The 17,738-nt window shown below is 63.7% G+C and carries 16 protein-coding genes; 7 read left to right on the top strand and 9 right to left on the bottom strand.

Annotated features, from left to right (window positions below; translation table 11 throughout):
* Positions 1 to 288 precede the first annotated feature (288 nt).
* The 3 genes from B5F79_RS10540 to B5F79_RS10530 all read left to right on the top strand — a co-directional run bounded on the left by B5F79_RS10540 (position 289) and on the right by B5F79_RS10530 (position 5,539).
* Positions 289 to 2,154 (top strand): magnesium transporter, encoded by a 1,866-nt coding sequence (locus B5F79_RS10540; protein ID WP_087221365.1) that lies wholly within the window; start codon positions 289 to 291, stop codon positions 2,152 to 2,154.
* A 113-nt stretch (positions 2,155 to 2,267) separates the two neighbouring features.
* A complete protein-coding gene (locus B5F79_RS10535; RefSeq protein WP_087221371.1) occupies positions 2,268 to 3,452 on the top strand; it encodes an Nramp family divalent metal transporter in 1,185 nt (394 codons plus the stop codon).
* A 62-nt stretch (positions 3,453 to 3,514) separates the two neighbouring features.
* Positions 3,515 to 5,539: an FUSC family protein gene (locus B5F79_RS10530; protein WP_087221363.1), complete on the top strand. Its 2,025-nt coding sequence runs from the start codon at positions 3,515 to 3,517 to the stop codon at positions 5,537 to 5,539.
* Positions 5,540 to 5,608: 69 nt separating this feature from the next.
* Here the strand turns inward: B5F79_RS10530 and B5F79_RS10525 are convergent, their stop codons facing one another.
* Genes B5F79_RS10525 through B5F79_RS10510 form a run of 4 tightly spaced genes read right to left on the bottom strand, consistent with a single transcriptional unit; the run spans position 5,609 to position 9,318 of the window.
* Positions 5,609 to 6,943 (bottom strand): nucleotidyltransferase domain-containing protein, encoded by a 1,335-nt coding sequence (locus B5F79_RS10525; protein WP_087221360.1) that lies wholly within the window; start codon positions 6,941 to 6,943, stop codon positions 5,609 to 5,611.
* Positions 6,918 to 8,573, bottom strand: a complete 1,656-nt coding sequence (locus tag B5F79_RS10520) for an ABC transporter ATP-binding protein (protein ID WP_087221357.1) — start codon at positions 8,571 to 8,573, stop codon at positions 6,918 to 6,920. The genes B5F79_RS10525 and B5F79_RS10520 overlap by 26 nt, the downstream gene beginning before the upstream one ends.
* Before the next feature lie 23 nt (positions 8,574 to 8,596).
* On the bottom strand, positions 8,597 to 9,049 hold the full coding sequence (locus tag B5F79_RS10515; RefSeq protein WP_206391122.1) for a S24/S26 family peptidase: 453 nt from the start codon (positions 9,047 to 9,049) through the stop codon (positions 8,597 to 8,599).
* Positions 9,050 to 9,051: 2 nt separating this feature from the next.
* Entirely contained in the window at positions 9,052 to 9,318 is a 267-nt protein-coding gene (locus B5F79_RS10510; RefSeq protein ID WP_087221354.1) for a PqqD family protein, read from the bottom strand.
* Positions 9,319 to 9,521: 203 nt separating this feature from the next.
* On the opposite strand from B5F79_RS10510, the gene B5F79_RS10505 reads away from it, so the two are divergent.
* Entirely contained in the window at positions 9,522 to 10,487 is a 966-nt protein-coding gene (locus tag B5F79_RS10505) for an S-layer homology domain-containing protein (RefSeq protein ID WP_087221351.1), read from the top strand.
* A gap of 76 nt (positions 10,488 to 10,563) precedes the next feature.
* Here B5F79_RS10505 and B5F79_RS10900 read toward each other — a convergent pair whose 3' ends face one another.
* The 4 genes from B5F79_RS10900 to B5F79_RS10495 form a co-directional block, all read right to left on the bottom strand.
* On the bottom strand, positions 10,564 to 11,307 hold the full coding sequence (locus tag B5F79_RS10900) for a hypothetical protein (RefSeq protein ID WP_143786298.1): 744 nt from the start codon (positions 11,305 to 11,307) through the stop codon (positions 10,564 to 10,566).
* Positions 11,300 to 11,704 carry a hypothetical protein gene (locus tag B5F79_RS10895; protein WP_143786297.1) on the bottom strand — a complete coding sequence of 135 codons (405 nt, stop codon included), beginning with the start codon at positions 11,702 to 11,704 and terminating at the stop codon, positions 11,300 to 11,302. Before B5F79_RS10895 ends, B5F79_RS10900 begins: the two co-directional genes overlap by 8 nt.
* A 184-nt stretch (positions 11,705 to 11,888) precedes the next feature.
* Complete coding sequence (locus tag B5F79_RS11040; RefSeq protein ID WP_158094885.1) at positions 11,889 to 12,035, bottom strand: hypothetical protein; 147 nt, start codon at positions 12,033 to 12,035, stop codon at positions 11,889 to 11,891.
* 11 nt (positions 12,036 to 12,046) lie between these two features.
* The gene (locus B5F79_RS10495; protein WP_087221346.1) at positions 12,047 to 14,005 is read right to left on the bottom strand and encodes a hypothetical protein; all 1,959 of its coding nucleotides are present in this window, start codon (positions 14,003 to 14,005) and stop codon (positions 12,047 to 12,049) included.
* A 319-nt stretch (positions 14,006 to 14,324) separates the two neighbouring features.
* Between B5F79_RS10495 and B5F79_RS10490 the strand changes: the two genes are divergently transcribed.
* Genes B5F79_RS10490 through B5F79_RS10485 form a run of 3 tightly spaced genes read left to right on the top strand, consistent with a single transcriptional unit; the run spans position 14,325 to position 16,668 of the window.
* Positions 14,325 to 15,122 (top strand): DDE-type integrase/transposase/recombinase, encoded by a 798-nt coding sequence (locus tag B5F79_RS10490; protein ID WP_087221343.1) that lies wholly within the window; start codon positions 14,325 to 14,327, stop codon positions 15,120 to 15,122.
* Entirely contained in the window at positions 15,119 to 15,922 is an 804-nt protein-coding gene (locus B5F79_RS10890; RefSeq protein ID WP_158094884.1) for a Mu transposase domain-containing protein, read from the top strand. The genes B5F79_RS10490 and B5F79_RS10890 overlap by 4 nt, the downstream gene beginning before the upstream one ends.
* The gene (locus B5F79_RS10485; RefSeq protein WP_143786295.1) at positions 15,916 to 16,668 is read left to right on the top strand and encodes an ATP-binding protein; all 753 of its coding nucleotides are present in this window, start codon (positions 15,916 to 15,918) and stop codon (positions 16,666 to 16,668) included. The genes B5F79_RS10890 and B5F79_RS10485 overlap by 7 nt, the downstream gene beginning before the upstream one ends.
* Before the next feature lie 346 nt (positions 16,669 to 17,014).
* On the opposite strand, the gene B5F79_RS10480 is transcribed toward B5F79_RS10485, so the two are convergent.
* Positions 17,015 to 17,738: TraX family protein (locus tag B5F79_RS10480; protein ID WP_087221337.1), on the bottom strand; the 724-nt coding region annotated here is incomplete at its 5' end.

Raw genomic sequence — 17,738 nt, 5'->3', positions numbered from 1 at the left:
GATGGGGGTGCGGCTTTGCGACGGTTCTGACCCAGAAAGTGTCGCGGAGCCGCACCCCCTTTCTTGACGTGCGGGGGAGCGACACAATTGCCGAGAAGAACGTCGCGCCCCCCCCCCCCCCCCGCCGCCGGCACCAGACGTCGCGGCATGGGCTACAATGGCCAGAGGCAAATCCCCTAAGAGAAGGGTCCGCATGAAACCTCGACCTCACAGTCGATGACCTGCGGCGTGCTCCGCGAGCGGACGCGCCGCCAGACGCAAGGCGCACGGCGCGACTAAGGAGCACGAATGATCTACCTGTCCCAGCTCTTGGGCAACCCCGTTCTTGACGCCGACGGTGAGAAGGTCGGCACGGTCTCCGACCTTGGCATCGCCACGGGCGAGGTCTTCCCCCGCATCACGAGCCTGGCCTTCATGGGCCCGGGCCGCACCCCCATCATGATCTCCTGGCGCAAGTTCGTGGACACCTATGACGAGCACGAGGTCCACCTCAAGGTCATAGCCACGGACCTGCGCTTCTCCTACCTCCAGCCGGACGAGGTCCTTCTCGCCCGCGACATCCTCAACAAGCAGATCGTGGACACCCACGGCATGCGCGTCGTGCGCGTGAATGACCTCAAGCTCTCGGACACGAGCTCCACCCAGCTGCGCCTGCTGGGCGCGGAGGTGGGCGCGCGCGGGCTTCTCCGCAGCCTCCACCCGGCGCTCGAGCGCGTGGCCCTGCGCCTGGCGCGCACCTTCGGCCACCCCATGCCGGAGAAGATCATCGCGTGGAGCTACATGGACCTCGTGGAGCGCGACCTCTCCAACGTCAAGCTCTCCGTCTCCCACAAGACGCTCGACGACATGCACCCCGCCGACATCGCGGACATCATCGAACGCCTGGACCCGCGCCTGCGCGGCCAGGTCTTCGCGCAGCTGGACGACGAGCAGCGCGCCGGAGCCATGGCCGAGTTCGACGACGACGCAATGGCCGCCGAGCTCATGGGCAACCTCACGGAGACCGACGCCTCGCGCATGCTGTCCGAGATGGACCCCGACGACGCCGCCGAGCTGGTCTCCGAGCTCGACTACGACAAGGCCGAGAAGCTCCTGCGCCTGATGGGCGTCCAGGAGCAGCGCGCCATCCGCCAGCTGCTGGGCTACCGAGAGAACACCGCGGGCCGCATCATGACCTCCGAGGTGGCCTCCATCGCCGAGACCGCCACCGTGGCCGACGCCGTGGAGCTGCTGCGCGGCCTGGACGAGGACTTCGAGTCCGTGCGCTACGTCTACCTCACGGACGAGGACGGCAAGCTCTCCGGCGTGGTGACGCTCAACGCCCTCATCGTGGCCGAGCCCGAGACGCGCCTCTCGGAGCTCGCGACCGAGGACCTCGTGACCGCCAGCCCCGAGGACGACCAGGAGGACGTGGCGGAGGACATCGCCAAGTACAACCTGCTGGCCATGCCCGTCGTGAACGACGAGGGGCGCCTGCTGGGCATCGTCACCGTCGACGACGCGCTGGACGTCCTGGAGGAGGAGCACGCCGAGGACCTGCGCGTGGCCGGTGGCTCGACGGAGGGCGACGACTCCGGGCACGCGAGCACCCTCATCTGGCTCGTGCGCCGCAACGCGTGGGTCGCCCTCTGGGCCCTGGGCGTGCTTGCGCTCGCGTTTGCGGCGGGCGGCAGCCTGGGCCTGGGGGAGACGCTCGCCGCCGCCATCCCCCTTGCGGTGGCGCTCGTGCTCGCGGACGACGCCGTGAGCTACGTCACCAACTTCTTCCTGGAGAACGACCCGGACGACGAGGACTCCCCCTCGATGATCGGCTTCACCTTCAAGGGCCTTGGCCTGGGCATCTCGCTCGGCGCCCTCGTAGCGCTCATCGTGCTCGCGCTCGAGAGCGTCATCGCCTCGCCCGCCGTGCCCACGGTCCCGTCCTCCCTCGGCGACCTCGGGCGCGCCCTCGCCACGGGCGGCGCCGCAGCGGCCGTGGCCACGTTCGTCTCGTTCGCCTCCTCGCCCGTCTACCTGGGCGTGCTGCGCAGCCGTGACGAGCACAACAAGGAGACCTCGGGCTTCACGCTCTCCATGGTGTCCATGCTGGTTGCCGTGGCCGTGTTCCTGGCCGCCGTGATGCTGCTTGCCGGCCCCATGGGGCTGGTGGGGTAGCCGTGGCGGAGCTCAGGAGGGACGCTGGCGAGAAGAACGCCCAGCCGGGAAGCAACCAGAAGGGCGCTCCCGCGGGCCGCACGCGCCTGCAGCCGCGCCTCATCCTCGCGGCCATGGGCCCGGGCATGGTGGCGGCGCTCGCCGGCGCGGACGCGGGCGGCGTGGCCACCTACTCCAACGCCGGCGCGCTCTTTGGCTTCCACCAGCTCTGGACCGTGCCCGTCATGTGCTTCCTGCTCATCGTGGCGCAGGAGACCGCGGCGCGCATGGGCTGCGTCACCGGCAAGGGCCTCGCCTCCCTCATCCGCGAGCAGTTTGGCGTGCGCCTCTCCGCGCTGGCCATGCTCGCCCTGCTGATCTCCAACACCACGGTCACGCTCTCCGAGTTCGCGGGCATCGCCTCGGCGCTCGCCCTCTTTGACGTGCCTCCTGTGGTCTCCGTGCCGGTGGCGGCGCTCGCCATCTGGCTCCTCACGATGAGCGGGTCCTACCGCCGCATAGAGAAGGTGCTCCTGGCCATCGCGTGCGTCTTCGTGACCTACATCGTGGCCGGCGTCATGGTGGGACCCGACTGGGGCGAGGCGCTGCTCAACACCGTTGTCCCGCACGTCCACGCCACGCAGCAGTACCTCTCTCTCCTGGTGGCCAGCGTCGGTACCGCCATCGCGCCCTGGATGCTCTTCCTGGCACAGAGCAACGTGGTCGAGAAGAACGCCCGCGCCGAGGACCTCCCCTACCAGCGCATCGACACCGTGACCGGCGCCGTCGCCGCGAGCGTCATCTCCTGGTTCATCATCCTCACCACCGGCGCCGTGCTCAACCCCGCCGGCATCCAGGTGAGCAGCGCGGAGGACGCGGCCGCCGCGCTGGCGCCGCTCGTGGGCGACTACGCCGAGGCCCTCTTTGGCGCGGGTCTCACCGGCGCCTCCTTCCTCGCCGCCTGCGTGCTGCCCGGCATCACCTCGAGCGCCGTCTGCGAGGCCTTTGGCTGGGAGCGCGGTGCGGACCGCAGCTGGGCGGAGGCGCCCGCCTATCGCGGCATCATCACCGCCGTCATCGCCATCTCTGCCGTGGTGGTGCTGATACCCAACGTCAACCTCTTTGGCATCATGATGATCGCGCAGGTCATCAACGGCGTACTGCTGCCCGTCCTCCTGGTCTTCATGGTGCTCATAGCCAGCGACAAGCACGTGATGGGCCGCTACGTCAACGGTCGCCTGTGGAACGCGCTCACTTGGCTCACCATCGTTGCCGTGGTGGTGCTCACCGTTATCATGTTTGTCATGGGAGTGGGTTGACAGTTTGCCCGTGTGACAGTTTGCCCGGGTCAAACTGTCAACCAGCAGGCGCGGGGGCTGCCGTGAGCATCGACAAGACGCTGATATGGCTCGGCAACAAGCGGGAGAAGCTCGTGGACACGCTGCCCACGATCCTCTTCTTCATCGCGCTGCTCTGGATCGTCACGCTGGGCTTTGGCTCTGACTACCTGCTGGTGGTCTCCCCCTACACCACGCTCTTCGAGACGCGCCTGCGCAAGTACAACCCGCCCACCCAGTACGCGCGCTTCTTCCTCGTGAGCGCGTTCGTGCTGCTGGCGGCGCGCGTTGCCGTCTCCAACGTGGTCCTGAGCGTGCTGGTGAACCTCTGCGTGCCGTTCTTCCTGGTGTTCATGCGCTCCTCGCAGCTCAACCCCCGGCGCTACTTCCCCTACACCATGCTCTTCTGCTGGCTCGAGCTCAGGCCCTACGCCATCGTGGACACGTTCTGGACGCAGGCAGCCGTCCTCGTGACGTCGTGCGGCCTTCTCACCCTGTGCCTGCTGGTGGCGGGCATCGCGCGCCACCGCGCGGACGAGCCGCGCGAGCAGCTCCACGACTGCATCCGCCGCCTCGCGGCAGACCTGCGCGCTGCGGCCGCCACCGGCACGGACGGCCCGCTCAGAGGCGAGCTCCTGCGCCTGAGAAGCGACTTCGCCCGGCTTGCCTACACCGCGCGCGAGGACTCCTCGGCACCGGCCCGCGTGACCGACCTCCTGGACATGTTCGCCACGCTCGCCCAGCGCACCGCCTATCTCACGGGCAGCTCGGACTGGACGGAGGAGCACGCCGAGCAGCACAACCAGGCGCTCATCTCCCTCGCGGAACTCACGGAGGAGCTCGACGTGGCCCTGAGGCTCGAGTCCGCGGAGGCGTGCGAGGCGCTCCTCCCCAAGGCCCGCGCCCTCCTGGGCGAGACCAAGATCCGCGAGGAGCGCTTTCGAATCTTCTTCCAGGGCTATCTCAACCTGGTCATCCTCATCCTGCGCACCGCGGCCGACCCGCACCAGCGCCCCTGGCGCCTCACCCCGCGAGGCCTCGCCCGCGTGGCCGTCTTCCGCAAGCGCCCGAGCCTCGACTCCTTTGAGATGCGCTTTGCCGTGCGCTGCGGAGCCGTGCTCGCGGTGAGCTGCACCGTCAACCTGCTCTTCCCCGTGGAGAAGCTCTACTGGTTCGCACTCCACGCGTTCCTGCTGCTGCAGCCCTTCCCGGACGAGTCCGTCCGCCGCATGCGCACGCGCATGGTGGGAACGGCCATTGGCTGCGTCTTCGTGCACGCCGTGGCGCTCCTCAACCTGGACTACGCGGGCATCACCATCCTGGGCATGCTGCTCGTGGCGCCGCTCTACGCCTCCAAGCCGGGATCTGTCACCTCGGCGTTCTTTGCCACGGCCTACGCCGTCACCATGGCCAGCGTCTCCATCGACGACTCCTACGCCACCGGCATGCGCCTCGTGAGCCTGGTGCTGGCCGTGATAACCGTGGCGCTGGTCAACCGCCTGGTGTGTCCCACCTCGGACCGCCGCCTCTTCGTGGCCAACGTACGCCAGATGTTCGACATGATCGAGCACTACTGGGACCTCGTGCGGGAGACGCTCGTGGGGCGCGTGGACACCGTGGTCTCGTCCGAGACGCTCCTGCACTTCCAGATGGTCCACACGCAGGCGGCCCGCTTCGTCGAGGGGCTGGGCAAGGGCGGCGAGAAGGACCCCGAGGTTGCGGAGCTCGCCCGGTACCGCAACGCGGCGGAGCGGGCCACCTTCTGCCTATGGGAGATTATGTGCGAGCTGGAGCAGCTGGAGCTCATGGTGCGCCTGCGGGAGGTGCGTCCGGAGGAGCACAAGACCTTCCAAAAGATCGTCGAGCTCGCGCAGTCGAACTGCGACCCGCGCCGGTTTGGCACCGGGATCGCTGACGCCCGCGGGCTCGTGGCGAGGCTCTCCGAGCCCGACCTGCGCTACGTGCTGGGACAGTACATCGAGCGCGCCGGCGAGCTGCGCCGCGCCATCGACGACGCCCAGGGCGCCCTCGTGGAGAAGCCTTCCTACCTGGACGAGGTCCGCGGCTAGCCGTGCAAAAGGGACAGGCACTTTCGCACGGTCCCCGTCCCCTCGACTGGCGTGCCTCCGTCAGGCCGGTTACCGGCCCAGGAGCCGCTTGATCTTCGACCACTGCGCGGCGGGGTGCTTGACCGCGTAGCCCACGAAGCGCCGCACGCGCGCGAGCGGCACGAGCGGCCGCGCCCAGCGGTGCCGATGGTAGAACGGCATGTTGATCTCGAGCCAGCCCTCGTCCGGGAAGAAGAAGTCGCGCAGGAAGGCGGCCCGCCCGCGCCCGGACCCCTTGCTCAGCCTGGCCATCTTGCGGTCCATGTAGCGCTCGGAGGTGCCGTACGTGCCGCTCCCCACCATGTAGAGCAGAAGCGCGAGCATCTCGCCCTCGGGGTCGCGCCCCTCGCCCAGGGACTTCTCGCTCAGCCGGCGGAGCGCACGCTCGAAGTCCGCCATCTCCAGCGCCTCCAGCTGCTCGGCCACATAGGCCATGTCCAGCTGCCCCGCATAGGCGTCCAGGAACACCTTCACGTCCAGCAGGATGCGTATGCCGCAGCCGCTCCCGTCAAAGTGCTTGAACGCGTGCGCGATGAGGTAGACGTACTCGTCCTCCGGCGAGAAGCGCAGCTCGTAGACGGCAGAGCCGCCCACCTCGCCCACCACGCGCTCCAGCCGGGCGCGCGCCCAGGGGCTGGCGTAGTAGCGCGCCATGGGGGCGTCCCCGCGCGCGAGCGCGCGGTGCAGCTCAAAGTTGTAGACAGGCTTCTTGAGAAAGCTCTCGTGGTTTCCCTTCTCCTGGGAGGCCGTCTCGTACCCGCGCGCCTCCATCACGCGCACCACGGCCTCCCGCGCGGCGTCCACAGAGCGCTCGCGCTCCTCCCCCGTGGCGCCCCGCACGCGAAAGCCTCCCGCGGGGTCCGGCTCCACAAAGCCGTAGAGCAGGTCGTTGTCCGCCATGGAGCGCATCTCGGGGCGCGGGTAGAGCGGCGCCACGTTCACGCCCTTGAGCGGCAGCGTGCTCACCCCCGCGGCATGGAGGTCCTCCAGCACGCCCTCGCGCTCCACGTCAAAGAGCATGCGGCGGTAGAGCGTGCCGTCCGCCTCCGCCCGCCAGCGGCGCCGGAGATCGTCGGGCACATCGTCCGCTCGCTCCGCGCCAAACCAGCTCGCCCCCTCCAGGCTGTTCCACGCGGCAAGGGCGTGCACCCGTTCCCACGTGCAGCCCTCCGGCAGCGGTCGGGGCGTCTCCCCAGAAAACGAGCAGTGCAGGACGTGCAGCAGGTACGTTGCCGCCGCGGCCCCGCGAGGGTCTGCGGCAAAGCCCCCTATCCCCAGGGAGGCAAGGAGCTCGCCGTCAGGAGACGCGGAAGCCCCGGCAGGGACCTCGCCGGATTCGTCACGCGCGGTCTTGGGCTGGGCCATGGGGCTCCTCCTTGAGGTCGATGATCCTGTCGCACGCGGCGAGCGTGCCAGAGCGGTGGGAGACAATGAGCACGGTGCGGTCCTCCAGCTCCTTGAGCGAGGCCAGGAGCCTCCGCTCCGTCCCGGAGTCCAGGGCGGAGGTCGCCTCGTCCAGAAGCAGGATCGGCGCCCCGCTGTAGAGCGCGCGGGCAATGGCCAGGCGCTGCATCTGCCCCTCGGAGAGGCCGTAGCCGCGCTCGCCCAGAACGGTCTCGTACCCGCGCGGCAGCGCCTCCACAAAGTCGCTCGCGCACGCCTCCTCGCACGCGCGGCGCACCCGGGCGTCGTCGATCTTCTCCACGTCGTCGGAGAAGGCCACCACCTCGCGGATGGTGCCGGACATGAGGTTGTTGCCCTGCGGCACGTAGGCAAAGAGCCCCGCCGGGAGGTCCGCCACGTCGGCCGCGCCGTCCCCGAACGCCACCTCAACGCGGCCGGAGAGCGGCGCGTAGACGCCCAGCAGGAGCTTCAGCGCCGTGCTCTTGCCAATGCCGCTGGGCCCGGCAAAGGCCACGGTCTCGCCGCGGCGCACGGTGAGGGAGAAGTCGTCCAGCACGGGCCTGTCGTCGTCATAGGCAAAGCTCACGTGGTCAAAGCGCAGCCCCGTCATGCTGCGGCAGCGCTCGCGCAGGCTCTCGCGCGAGGCCTCGTCCTCCAGGCGGCGCGCCCCGTCTGCCCCGCGCAGCTCCATGAGGCGCTCGGCGCTGGCGAGCATCGCTGCATAGCGCGAGACGCTGCCGCTCAGGCTCGCAAAGGGCGACTGCACCTGGCCTATGAGCTGCACCACCGCCATGAGGGTGCCGTAGGTGAGGGTCCCCCGCAGGATGCCGTACCCGCACCAGACAAAGCCCACGAGGTAGCTCAGCTGCACGGCAAGCGAGAAGCCCGACCCGCAGAGATTGGAGAAGCGGTTCCTGCGCAGCCGCTCCTCGCGGTGCGCCCCCATGTTGACAGCGTTGGTGCGCAGCACCTTCTCCTCGCAGCCGTACGCGTGGATGACGAGCATGCTCTCCAGGCACTCCTGGAGAAACACCCGCACGGTGCCCTCGGCCTCCTGTACGGCGCGGTGCATGCGCTTGAGGCGCGGCCTCAGCACGGCAGAGACCACCGCCACGATGACGCCGCCCACCATGAAGAGCGCGGCCAGGGCGGGAGTGAGCGAGAAGAGCGCCCACATGACGCCCACCAGACGTATGCCCATGGCGCACACCAGCGGCGCGAGGGAGACCGCGCCGTCCGTCACCACCTGGACGTCGGACGTGAGCCGGTTCATGAGGGAGCCGGAGTGGTAGCGCATGGAGTCCCGCAGGTCCATGGAGAGGATCTGCCCAAAGACCCTGTTGCGCAGGGCATTGTCCAGCGAGGCCCGCGCGTTCTCGTTGAGCGAGCGGGAGACAAAGCGAAGGGCCACCTGCGCCACGAGCGCGGTGCAAAACTCGACGGAGAGAAGCCAGAAGCGCCCGCCGTCGCCCGCCACGGCTGCGTCTATGAGACCGCGCATGAGAAGGGCCATCGCCACGCCCAGCGCCGCCATCGCACCCTGCGCCACGCAGAGCGCGGCAACCAGGGAGAGCCGGCGCTTCCCGGACACGCGGGCGATCCACAGCAGCGCGTCTATCGCAACCGCCTCCGGATGGCCCCCAGCTTTGCCCGCACGCGCTTCCAGAGGGCGCGCACGGGATAGAGAAGGACCCAGATTCGCGCATACGCGCGATACCCGATGCCGCCCAGGTCAACCTGCCTATCCCCGCGATAGAGCCCCGTGAGCACGCCGATGACGTTGGCGTCCGTTATGTCGTACTCCCTGGCGAGGCAGTTGTCCCCGCAGATGACGTAGCCCCCGGGCAGGACCTCGACCACGCGGTGCAGGATGTACCTGTCGCCCCTGCGGTAGAGCGCGACATCGTACTTGCGCAGGCGCCCCGAGGGCGGCGTGACGATGATGGTGTCCCGCCTGTCACGGATGAGGGGCAGCATGCTCGTGCCCACAGAGGTGCTCACGAACATCCCCTCCGCGGCGATCACGTCCTCTATCCGGGCGGGACCCGGGGCCTCCACTCCCGTCAACGCTACTCGTCCAGGAGGTTGGCCTCGCGAGCCTTGGCGAGGAACTCCTCGACGTCCGCACGAGCGGTCTCGGGGTCGACGTCGTACGTAGAGACCATCCGCTCCACGATCTCGTCCACGGAGAGGTCCTCCTCCAGGCCGCGCCAGATGAGCTGGCCCGTGTCGTTGAGCTTGATCATGCCGTGAAACGCCTTGCTGGCCTCGCCCGTGGCAATGACCACGCCCACGCCGGCCACCTCGCGCATGACGAACCCCTGCTTGACCCTCATGTGTCGCACCGTCCCTTAAACAAAGCTTGGCGTCTGTGTTATCGGGCTCATACTATACCCCCTCCCCTTCTGAATAGATACTGAGAGGAGGTTGTGTTCAGGCACGTATCTACATATATTCACTTCGTTGATAACGCGTTTTGGCGTTGGGCCTTGCACTAAACTGGGGGAGGGGTAATAACCGTAAGAACGGAGAAGAACGCATGAGCAGACATGGCTTCAGAACCGCAATCGGCACCCTCTGCGCCGCGACCGCCTGCGCGGCGGGGCTGATACTGTCTTCGCCCATTCCGGCACAGTCGCTCGACTTTGGCTCCTCCGGATCCGGAGACACCTTTGATCAAAATACATACCGCAACATCCCCGACGTCCCAGCGACCGACTGGTATGCCACGGACGACATCCTGGGCTACGCGCTCGACAACGGCCTCATGACGGGGTACGACAACGGCTACTTCGGTCCCGCGGACCTCATCACCCGAAGCCAGGTGGTCACGGTTCTCTGGCGCATGGCCGGCGAACCCATCGTCGAGGCTGAAGCCTACGACGATGTTGACTACAGCTGGTTCTACGGTGATGCCGTCAACTGGGCACGCGTGGAGGGCGTGGCCACTGGCTACGCCGGAACCAACGGCTTCGGCCCAGACGACCCGGTCACCCGCGAGCAGCTCGCCAAGATGGTCACCGAGTTTGCCAAGAGCGAGGGTATCGACATCTCCGGCCACACGGACGTTTCCGGCTTTGCTGATGCCGACAGCATCTCTGACTGGGCGGTCCCCTATCTCGGCTGGTGCGCGTCTGAGGAGATCATCACCGGTCGCATCGCAAATGGTGGTTTCTATGCCGAACCTCAGAGCAACTCCCAACGCTGCGAGTTCGCAAAGATCGCCACGATACTGGATCGTGACGTGCTGGGCGAGGTTGAGGAAAAGCCAATATCAGAGGAGGAGCCTGAGCCGGCACCGAATCCGGAGCCGAATCCCGAAATCGAACCCACTCCAGAACCCAAGCCCGAGCCGACTCCGGAGCCGGACCCCGAACCCCAACCACACCCCGATCTAGAAGCCAGCCCTGACGAGGCTCCTGGGGATGATTCGGATTCAAACTCTCATCCAGAATACGACAATGACGACTCTGATGGGCAGTGGACCCCTCCCGTCTGGGGGTAGGCGTTTCCTAACGATTTGTTTCGACCTGCGACCTGTCATACACAATCTGGGGAAGTCACAAGTGACCTCCCCAGTTTTATCCCTCCAGTAAAGGGCCGAACAACCCCTCATAACTTGCCTTGAATGCACCGTCTGTCATATCACACGATAATATGAATAATCTGACCGAAGATAGTAGCTTTCCGAGCAACTCAAGGGTCTGAACTTTTGCAACCCCAGACGGAGGGAAATATGTCTGCCTCATTGCTCTTTCCAGCACCCTATCCGGACTCACTTGTTCTATCGTGTTTCGGTCTCCCCTATCAATAAAAACAATGGAATCGACTACAACCTTTGCGTTGGTTTGCCACCCTTCTTTTCCAGCCCATGGACTGCCGTATGCCATGGCACAGCCGCCTGACCCCTCCCATTGATTGATGCGTATAATTGGCTTGTCGCCATTAATTATTGATACATCATTCCCTAGGTTTTTCTTCCATAGCGAGATGTGCGTCGTTTTGCCCGTTCCAGATGGGGCCGCAAACAATACCCCTCTTTCTCGATAGGAAATGGCTGCGCTATGAAAGATGAAACAATCTTCACTCGGCAGCTGTCTTGCAACCGATGAATGGAGCGCCAAAGAGACTAACGCATCATGAGAGAAGCTCGGGCACTTCCTTTTATACTGCTGATATTCATCTAAGTCAGCATCGACAATCTTTCCATTCGCAATATGCGAACAATACTTTGTTCCGATTGCTTTAACCACTAATTTCGAATATTTAGTAATATTAAATGATAAGTCAGCAATATTGAGATATATGCTACTGTTATCAGTCAAATACGGGCTCCGTCCACCCGGAAGAGGGCGAAATCTCATCATGATTTATTCCTGAAGCATCAGTCTCTTCCATCGTGAGACCCACTCCAGTTTTTTCAGGTTCAGTCTGCGTCGTTCCCCCGTCAGTCGGCACGGCGAAAGTCAGAAGCTCTCCCGATTCAGGAGCTACTTCGTTTTTTTCAACTTCTCCCGCGTCTATTTCAGACCCTGTCGACCGTGTATCTTTTTCCGCGGAGTCTATGATCGGCTTGTCATAGATGACTCGATTCGAATCTATTACCTCCGAGCAAATCGATTCAACCGAGCCGGGGATGGAGACTGTTGCAATCGCAGTGCAGACGACAACAATTAAAGCAAGTGCAAGCACGCAAACAATTGTCAGTCGCACTGCTTTCATCTCCACCCCCAGCTCATTGTGACTACGAATCTACCTTGGTCCACAACTCAGCGTCCGGGGAGTCGGATATAAGCGATTTATCCCAAACCGGTGGAGTCCACCCTCCCGATTCCGCCAGAACATCGCCTTCGACCACTTTAACAACGAGGAAGGAAGGCTCATGATACTCCTCGGCAGCCATTACCTAGTTAACCCCCAGCTCTTGCGCCAAGCCGTTTCCGTCAGATCCAGGCCCGGTCTCTCCTGTTCCGCTTTCGCTAAAATCCAGAGAGAAAACCTCCTTGTCCTCAATCTGGACGATATGGAATACGGGTGCTTCGTAACGCTTCATCGCAAACTCCTTTAATACCTAGCAACGTCTTTGACCGTCGAGTGCCAATAGCCATCTTCGGCTGTACTGGGCATGCCCTCGACTCTTGTCCCGTCTATGGTTATCCAATAAGTTTTAACCCTAATATCATTATTGAAATCACTATTGTTTATCGGAAGGTTAATCGAAGAGAAGGCTTTTGCGGTCGCAATGTACCCAGAGGGGTTAGATGCGACAGGCTTGCCATCGACCGTGGAAACCAGTTGTCCGAAGACTTTCGTAGCCTTCGCGTTCCACACCAACGTATCCTCGTTATAGACTTCATAACCAATCATCGAGTAGTTAAGAGAATCAATGAAGGTAATGATGCGCATTTCGGTTTTATCGGAACTGGCATTAGTGCCCGCCCAAACCTGCCTCATCGGATGAGTCAGCTGCTTATCGACAAACTTGCAGTATGCTTTTCCGGTGGTTTCTGTCACCTTATCTGCTTGCATCTGACTGCCGTTGCCCATATCATTCGCATCCGACAAACCACACTTTTCCGATTTCCACCATCCAGCAAACAGGTAGTTATCTATAATCGGATAATCGCAGTAATAGTCCCCATCAATGCAATTCTTATAGTACGTCATGTCTCCACAATAGATTTGCGATTCCCGGGTAACACCGTCTGGACCAACACCACTCTGAATCTCTGACGGAGTCGTTACCGCCAGCATCACCGTTATCCAGCTTTTGCGCGCCGAATAAGCGTGGCCAAGGGCAGCATAGCCTTCATCGAGGGTCAGTCCGTTAAAGTTGGTATAAGTTCCGCCCTTAATGGAGACGCCCTGGTCAACTGGCTCAAGGTCAAGGCTCATCGTACTGACGCCATAGGTGCTCGCGGCATCCGCAATGTCAACGGACGGGACGGGATAGGTTCCGTCCTCGGCCTTCATGCCAGAAATGAAGCCTCCGTTTATCTCGGTACCCGCCTCAGCGGAATACAGAACAAGTCCGTATCCATTGTCAACGGAAACATGTCCCGCTGTCTGCCCGTTGAAGCTCGTACCATCACCGTAGATTTCCCCGTCGTTCAGGCGGAATGATCCGTACTCGACTATAACGCCCACGCCTTTTCCAACGGCACGTATGGTTCCGGAGTCCATCTGAAGGATGCCCCCGTCCATGACCTGGCAGACTCCCGCGCCGACAAGCTCATCGTTGCTAACCGAAAGGATGTAGCCGCCATCGATCTGAATCCGGGTATCACCTCGGCCAAAGTTGTCGTCGCCCATAACGGCACTATAGTTGGTTGCCTTTGCAACGCCGCCGGTCATCTTGAATGAGCCCTCGTCGTTGACCTCAACGGCAAAGCCATCTGTAGAGTCAATGAGGCCGCCCGTCATCTCGAACGTTGCGCCAGTAGCAACACGAATGCACCCATGCGCAGAGCTTTGCACTGTACCCGAGTCGAGCTTAAGATAGGCGCCGCTTCCTGTTGCCGAAACAGTGGAGGAGTCGCCAAGTACAATCGCTCCCAGGGCTCCGTACGTCACGGAGCCGCTTTCCTCATTCACCTGCGGGTTCTGGGCATCAGCAGTGCCGTCCATAACAGTCAGGTTCCCCGCAACAGAGATATTGGCGGTATCCGTCAGCGTCAATGTGTAACCGTTCAGGTCAATCGTAAGCGTGTCATGCTCGAAGACGCTGAAGCCAGGTCCGTTAGTGATGTTGCCGACAAGCTTGACGGCCCTAGTCTGCGATTCCGTGCCACCCGTATCAGTCTCCTGCAACGCCTCCAAAATAGTAGTGTATTGACCACCCTCACCGACGGTGATGGGCTCATTGTCGGCCTCGTTTTGGCTGTCGGTAGAAACCGGTTCGGTCATCTCGACGTCATCGGTGACAGTGCCAGCCTCACCGACTGCCTGCGCGGTTGCGGGAACAACCAGAATGCCCGCCACGACAGCGGACAGCGCACATGTGAGAAGGCGGCTTCGTCTCATATCTCGCATCTCTACCACTTCCCTATCAAGTTGGTCCCTTTCCACACTCTTAAGCATCATTAGTGCGGGAGGGGGTACATTAATGTCAGATTAACCCAGTCTTGGTCGTCCATCAATTGATTTTCAGTAAAGAATTGTTTCGATGTTTAGGTTTCACGTTATGTGAGTAGTAACCCCATCTGGTAACGCGAGTCAGCTGATTATGGTACCGACAGTCAGCACCGGCGGTACCGGGAATCTGCTCGCGTGGTACCGCCCATAGAATCCGCAGTAGGGCGCCCGAAGGGCGGGCGCCGAGACGCGGAAGGGGCTGGTGCCCATGTCGAAGAAGAAAATGACTCTCCTGATGCTCGCGAAGGGAGGGGTCTCGCAGTCCGAGGTCGCCGCGGCGCTGCGCGCGAGCGAGCGCGACGTGTCGGCGTGCGCGAGGGCGATCCGCGAGCGCGGCGTCACCTTCGACGACGTCTCCGCGATGACCGAGGCCGAGGTCGACGGGATGCCGGCGCCGCCGGCGAGGGAGAAGGCCGAGAGCGCCCACCTCGTCCCCGATATGGCCCCGCTGGCCGAGCGCAAGAAGCGCAATCGCAAGCTCACGGTCAAGACGTTCTGGATGGAGCACTGCGAGGCCGCCGCGGCCGCGGGGAAATCGGCCTACTCGTACCAGACGTTCTGCGAGATGTTCGCCGAGGCGGCGGAGAGGGCCGGGGCCAGGAGGAGGCTCGCCCACGAGCCCGGCGCGAAGGCCTACGTCGACTGGGCGGGCGACACCGCCTCGCTCACCGACCGGCTCACCGGGGCAAAGACCAAGGTGTACGTGATGGTCGTCGCCCTGCCGTACTCCGACCGCTTCTGGGCGCAGGGCTTCGCGGACATGCGCCGGCGCTCGTGGCAGGAGGGGCGGGCCCGCGCCCTCGAGGACTTCGGCGGGGTCCCGAGGATGCTCGTGCCGGACAACGCCGCCACGGCGACGGACCGCTCCTCGGCCTGCGTCACGCTGGTGAACGACGAGTGCCGGCGCTTCGCCGAGCACTACGGGGCGGCGGTCGTCCCCGCCAGGGTCCGCCGCCCCCGCGACAAGGCGGTCGCCGAGTCCACGGTCGACCTCGTCGAGAGGTGATCATCGCCCCCTCCGACGAGATGACATTCTGCTCGCTCGAGGAGTCCGACGGGTTCTGCCTCGAGCGGGTCCGCCGGCCGAGCGCCCGCCCGTTCTCCGCGAAGGAGGGGTCGCGCGACTCGGTGTGCGAGGACGAGGGGCGCGCGTGCATGCAGCCGCTGCCCTCCGAGCGCTACGAGATGCGCGAGTGGCGCAGCCGCAAGGTGGCCCCCGACTACCACGTGACCGTGGACTACATGCGCCACTCCGTCCCGTTCCATCTGATCGGCGGGCAGGTCGACGTCAGGCCGTCGGACTCCCGCGTGACCGTCATGTCCGGCGGCGGTGCCGTCGCCGAGCGCGCGAGGCTCCGCGGGCGCAAGGGGCAGTGCTCCACGCTCGTCGAGCACATGCCTCCCGCGCACGCCACGATGGACTCGCCCTGGTCGCGCGAGCGCCTCTCGTCGTGGGCGCACCGGATGGGAGCCGAGACCGGGGAGGCCGTCGACCGGCTGCTCGACGGCAGGCCCGTCGTCGAGCAGGCCTTCGTGCCGGCGGGGAACATGCTCGGGCTGTCGAAGTCGCACTCGCCGCAGCCGCTCGAGCGGGCATGCGCCAAGTCCAACGCGCTCGGCGCGGTGCCCAGCCACACGGCGCTCAAGAACGCGATCCTCGCGATCAGGGCCGCCGACGCCGACGAGCGCGCCTCGGGCCGGACGCTCGGGGCGTCGGACGGCGGCGGGCTCGTCGACCGCGCGAAGTCGGCGGGAAGGCTGCGCGGGGCCGACGCCTACCGGAGGGGAGGCGGTGCGCGATGCTGACCGAGGAGCACTTCGACACGCTCACCGGGCTCAGGGTGAGGGCCATGGGCGACAAGCTGCGCGAGATGGCCGAGGACGACTCCTACGACTCCTGTACCTTCGAGGAGAGGATGGAGACGCTGATCGAGGCCGAGGCGACGGCGAGGCGGGACCGCAAGGTCGCGAAGCTCGTGCGGGAGGCCCGCTTCAAGCCGCCCTCCGCATGCGTGGAGGACGTCGTGTACCTGAGGGAGCGGAAGCTCAGCCGCGACCGCGTCGCCCGCCTCTCGGCGTGCGAGTGGGTCGAGGCGTGCGAGGTCGTCGTCATAATCTCGAAGACGGGGTGCGGCAAGAGCTTCCTCGGGCAGGCGCTCGGCAACGCCGCGTGCCGCAGGCTCTTCACGGTGCGCTACGCCCGGCTCGCCGACATGATGGACGATCTGAACCGGTGCCGGTCCGCCGGCGACGGCAGCTACTACGAGCACATGGACCTGTACAAGACGGTGCAGCTGCTCATCGTCGACGACTTCCTGACCACGCCGATCGCGACGCAGGGCGCGATCGACCTCTTCGAGATCATGGAGGCCCGCGAGGGGCGCGCGGCAACCCTCATCGCGTCCCAGCTCGAGCCCAACGAGTGGCACCTCAGAATCGAGGGCGAGCTGATGGCCGACTCCATCCTCAACAGGATAGCGACCGGGTCGCGCTACATCGACCTCGACGGTCCGAACATGCGGGAGTACTTCGCCAAGAAGAGGGACTCGTAGCGGTACCAGGGGAGCCTACTCGCGGTACCGCCGGTTGCTGACCGGCGGTACTATTCGGGCTGATTGGCGTTACCAAACCGGGCTACTACTCATTATGTTGCAGAAGCTTACTTTACCTCTCATTTGTATTCTTTATCTTTCTAAAGAATCATGCGACACTACTCCTCATCTGTGGCACCCAAGTGCCATAAAGGGCAATCTTGTAATGATGTGGGGAGACCACGAAGTTCCGTCAACGGACTTCTATTTGAAGTGGGGGGAGGGGTTATAGATTCATAGGTCGTGAATTGACCCATCGAAATGATTCGAACGATCCGCCATCATATTACTCAACCGATTCGCTTCGTTATGCAGACAACAAGACCCCGGTCAACCAAATCACGAATAGATGCGCGGGATAATACACGTAGAAGACCCACTTGAACCAGCTGGGCGCCCGTCCTTTCTCCCCGTTATACAGGGCAATTGGAACAAACGCTGCCACCCCGCACGACTGAAGCCAACCTTGTCTGAGCCTGAGGGCAAGCACCGGAAATAACTGAAGGAGCAGGTACCCGTTCAGATAGTAAAAGATATATACAGTGAGAACTCCCGCCCAGGAATAGTCGGACCGAAACGCGCGAGCGAGGAGCATCCCCGCCAGCAAGGGGAACAAAGCAAGAACCCTCCCTTTCCCGCCCCCGATCCTGGAGCAAATCCATCGGGCAGCACCAATCGAACATGCCGCATAGAACAGCGTAAAGAAAACGTTCTGACGCCCCCACAGAAACAGCCGGTTCGCCACCATCAAGGTAAATGGAATCTCGGAGATCAGAGCAAACATTGCAAGGCGACCGATGTAGGCTCGCATGCTGTGCGTATGCCGGCACCCCTCAGCAAGAAGAAAGGCATACAGGACGAACGCAATACGACCGATGATCCGAAGGATGGCGCATCCAGGAACGAGTGCGTAGCCAATGTGATCGACTGTCATACTTATGAGGGCGATGACCTTGAGCTGGTCTCCGCTCAGGAGGCCGAAACGATAACGATGGTCACATAGCCCCCCTCGCCCCGCCCCGGAACAAGCC

This window comes from Olsenella sp. An285, from assembly GCF_002159625.1.
In the GTDB taxonomy this organism is placed as follows: domain Bacteria; phylum Actinomycetota; class Coriobacteriia; order Coriobacteriales; family Atopobiaceae; genus Thermophilibacter; species Thermophilibacter avicola.
The sequence above is the reverse complement of the archived record's forward strand: the minus strand, read 5'-3'. Positions and strand labels throughout refer to the sequence as shown.

Excerpts from the sequence above, each read along its gene's own strand:
- B5F79_RS10540 (WP_087221365.1), top strand. The coding sequence starts at position 289 with ATGATCTACCTGTCCCAGCTCTTGGGCAACCCCGTTCTTGACGCCGAC.
- B5F79_RS10535 (WP_087221371.1), top strand. The coding sequence starts at position 2,268 with ATGGGCCCGGGCATGGTGGCGGCGCTCGCCGGCGCGGACGCGGGCGGC.
- B5F79_RS10525 (WP_087221360.1), bottom strand. The coding sequence starts at position 6,943 with ATGGCCCAGCCCAAGACCGCGCGTGACGAATCCGGCGAGGTCCCTGCC.
- B5F79_RS10510 (WP_087221354.1), bottom strand. The coding sequence starts at position 9,318 with ATGAGGGTCAAGCAGGGGTTCGTCATGCGCGAGGTGGCCGGCGTGGGC.
- B5F79_RS10505 (WP_087221351.1), top strand. The coding sequence starts at position 9,522 with ATGAGCAGACATGGCTTCAGAACCGCAATCGGCACCCTCTGCGCCGCG.
- B5F79_RS10895 (WP_143786297.1), bottom strand. The coding sequence starts at position 11,704 with ATGAAAGCAGTGCGACTGACAATTGTTTGCGTGCTTGCACTTGCTTTA.
- B5F79_RS11040 (WP_158094885.1), bottom strand. The coding sequence starts at position 12,035 with ATGAAGCGTTACGAAGCACCCGTATTCCATATCGTCCAGATTGAGGAC.
- B5F79_RS10495 (WP_087221346.1), bottom strand. The coding sequence starts at position 14,005 with ATGAGACGAAGCCGCCTTCTCACATGTGCGCTGTCCGCTGTCGTGGCG.
- B5F79_RS10490 (WP_087221343.1), top strand. The coding sequence starts at position 14,325 with ATGTCGAAGAAGAAAATGACTCTCCTGATGCTCGCGAAGGGAGGGGTC.
- B5F79_RS10485 (WP_143786295.1), top strand. The coding sequence starts at position 15,916 with ATGCTGACCGAGGAGCACTTCGACACGCTCACCGGGCTCAGGGTGAGG.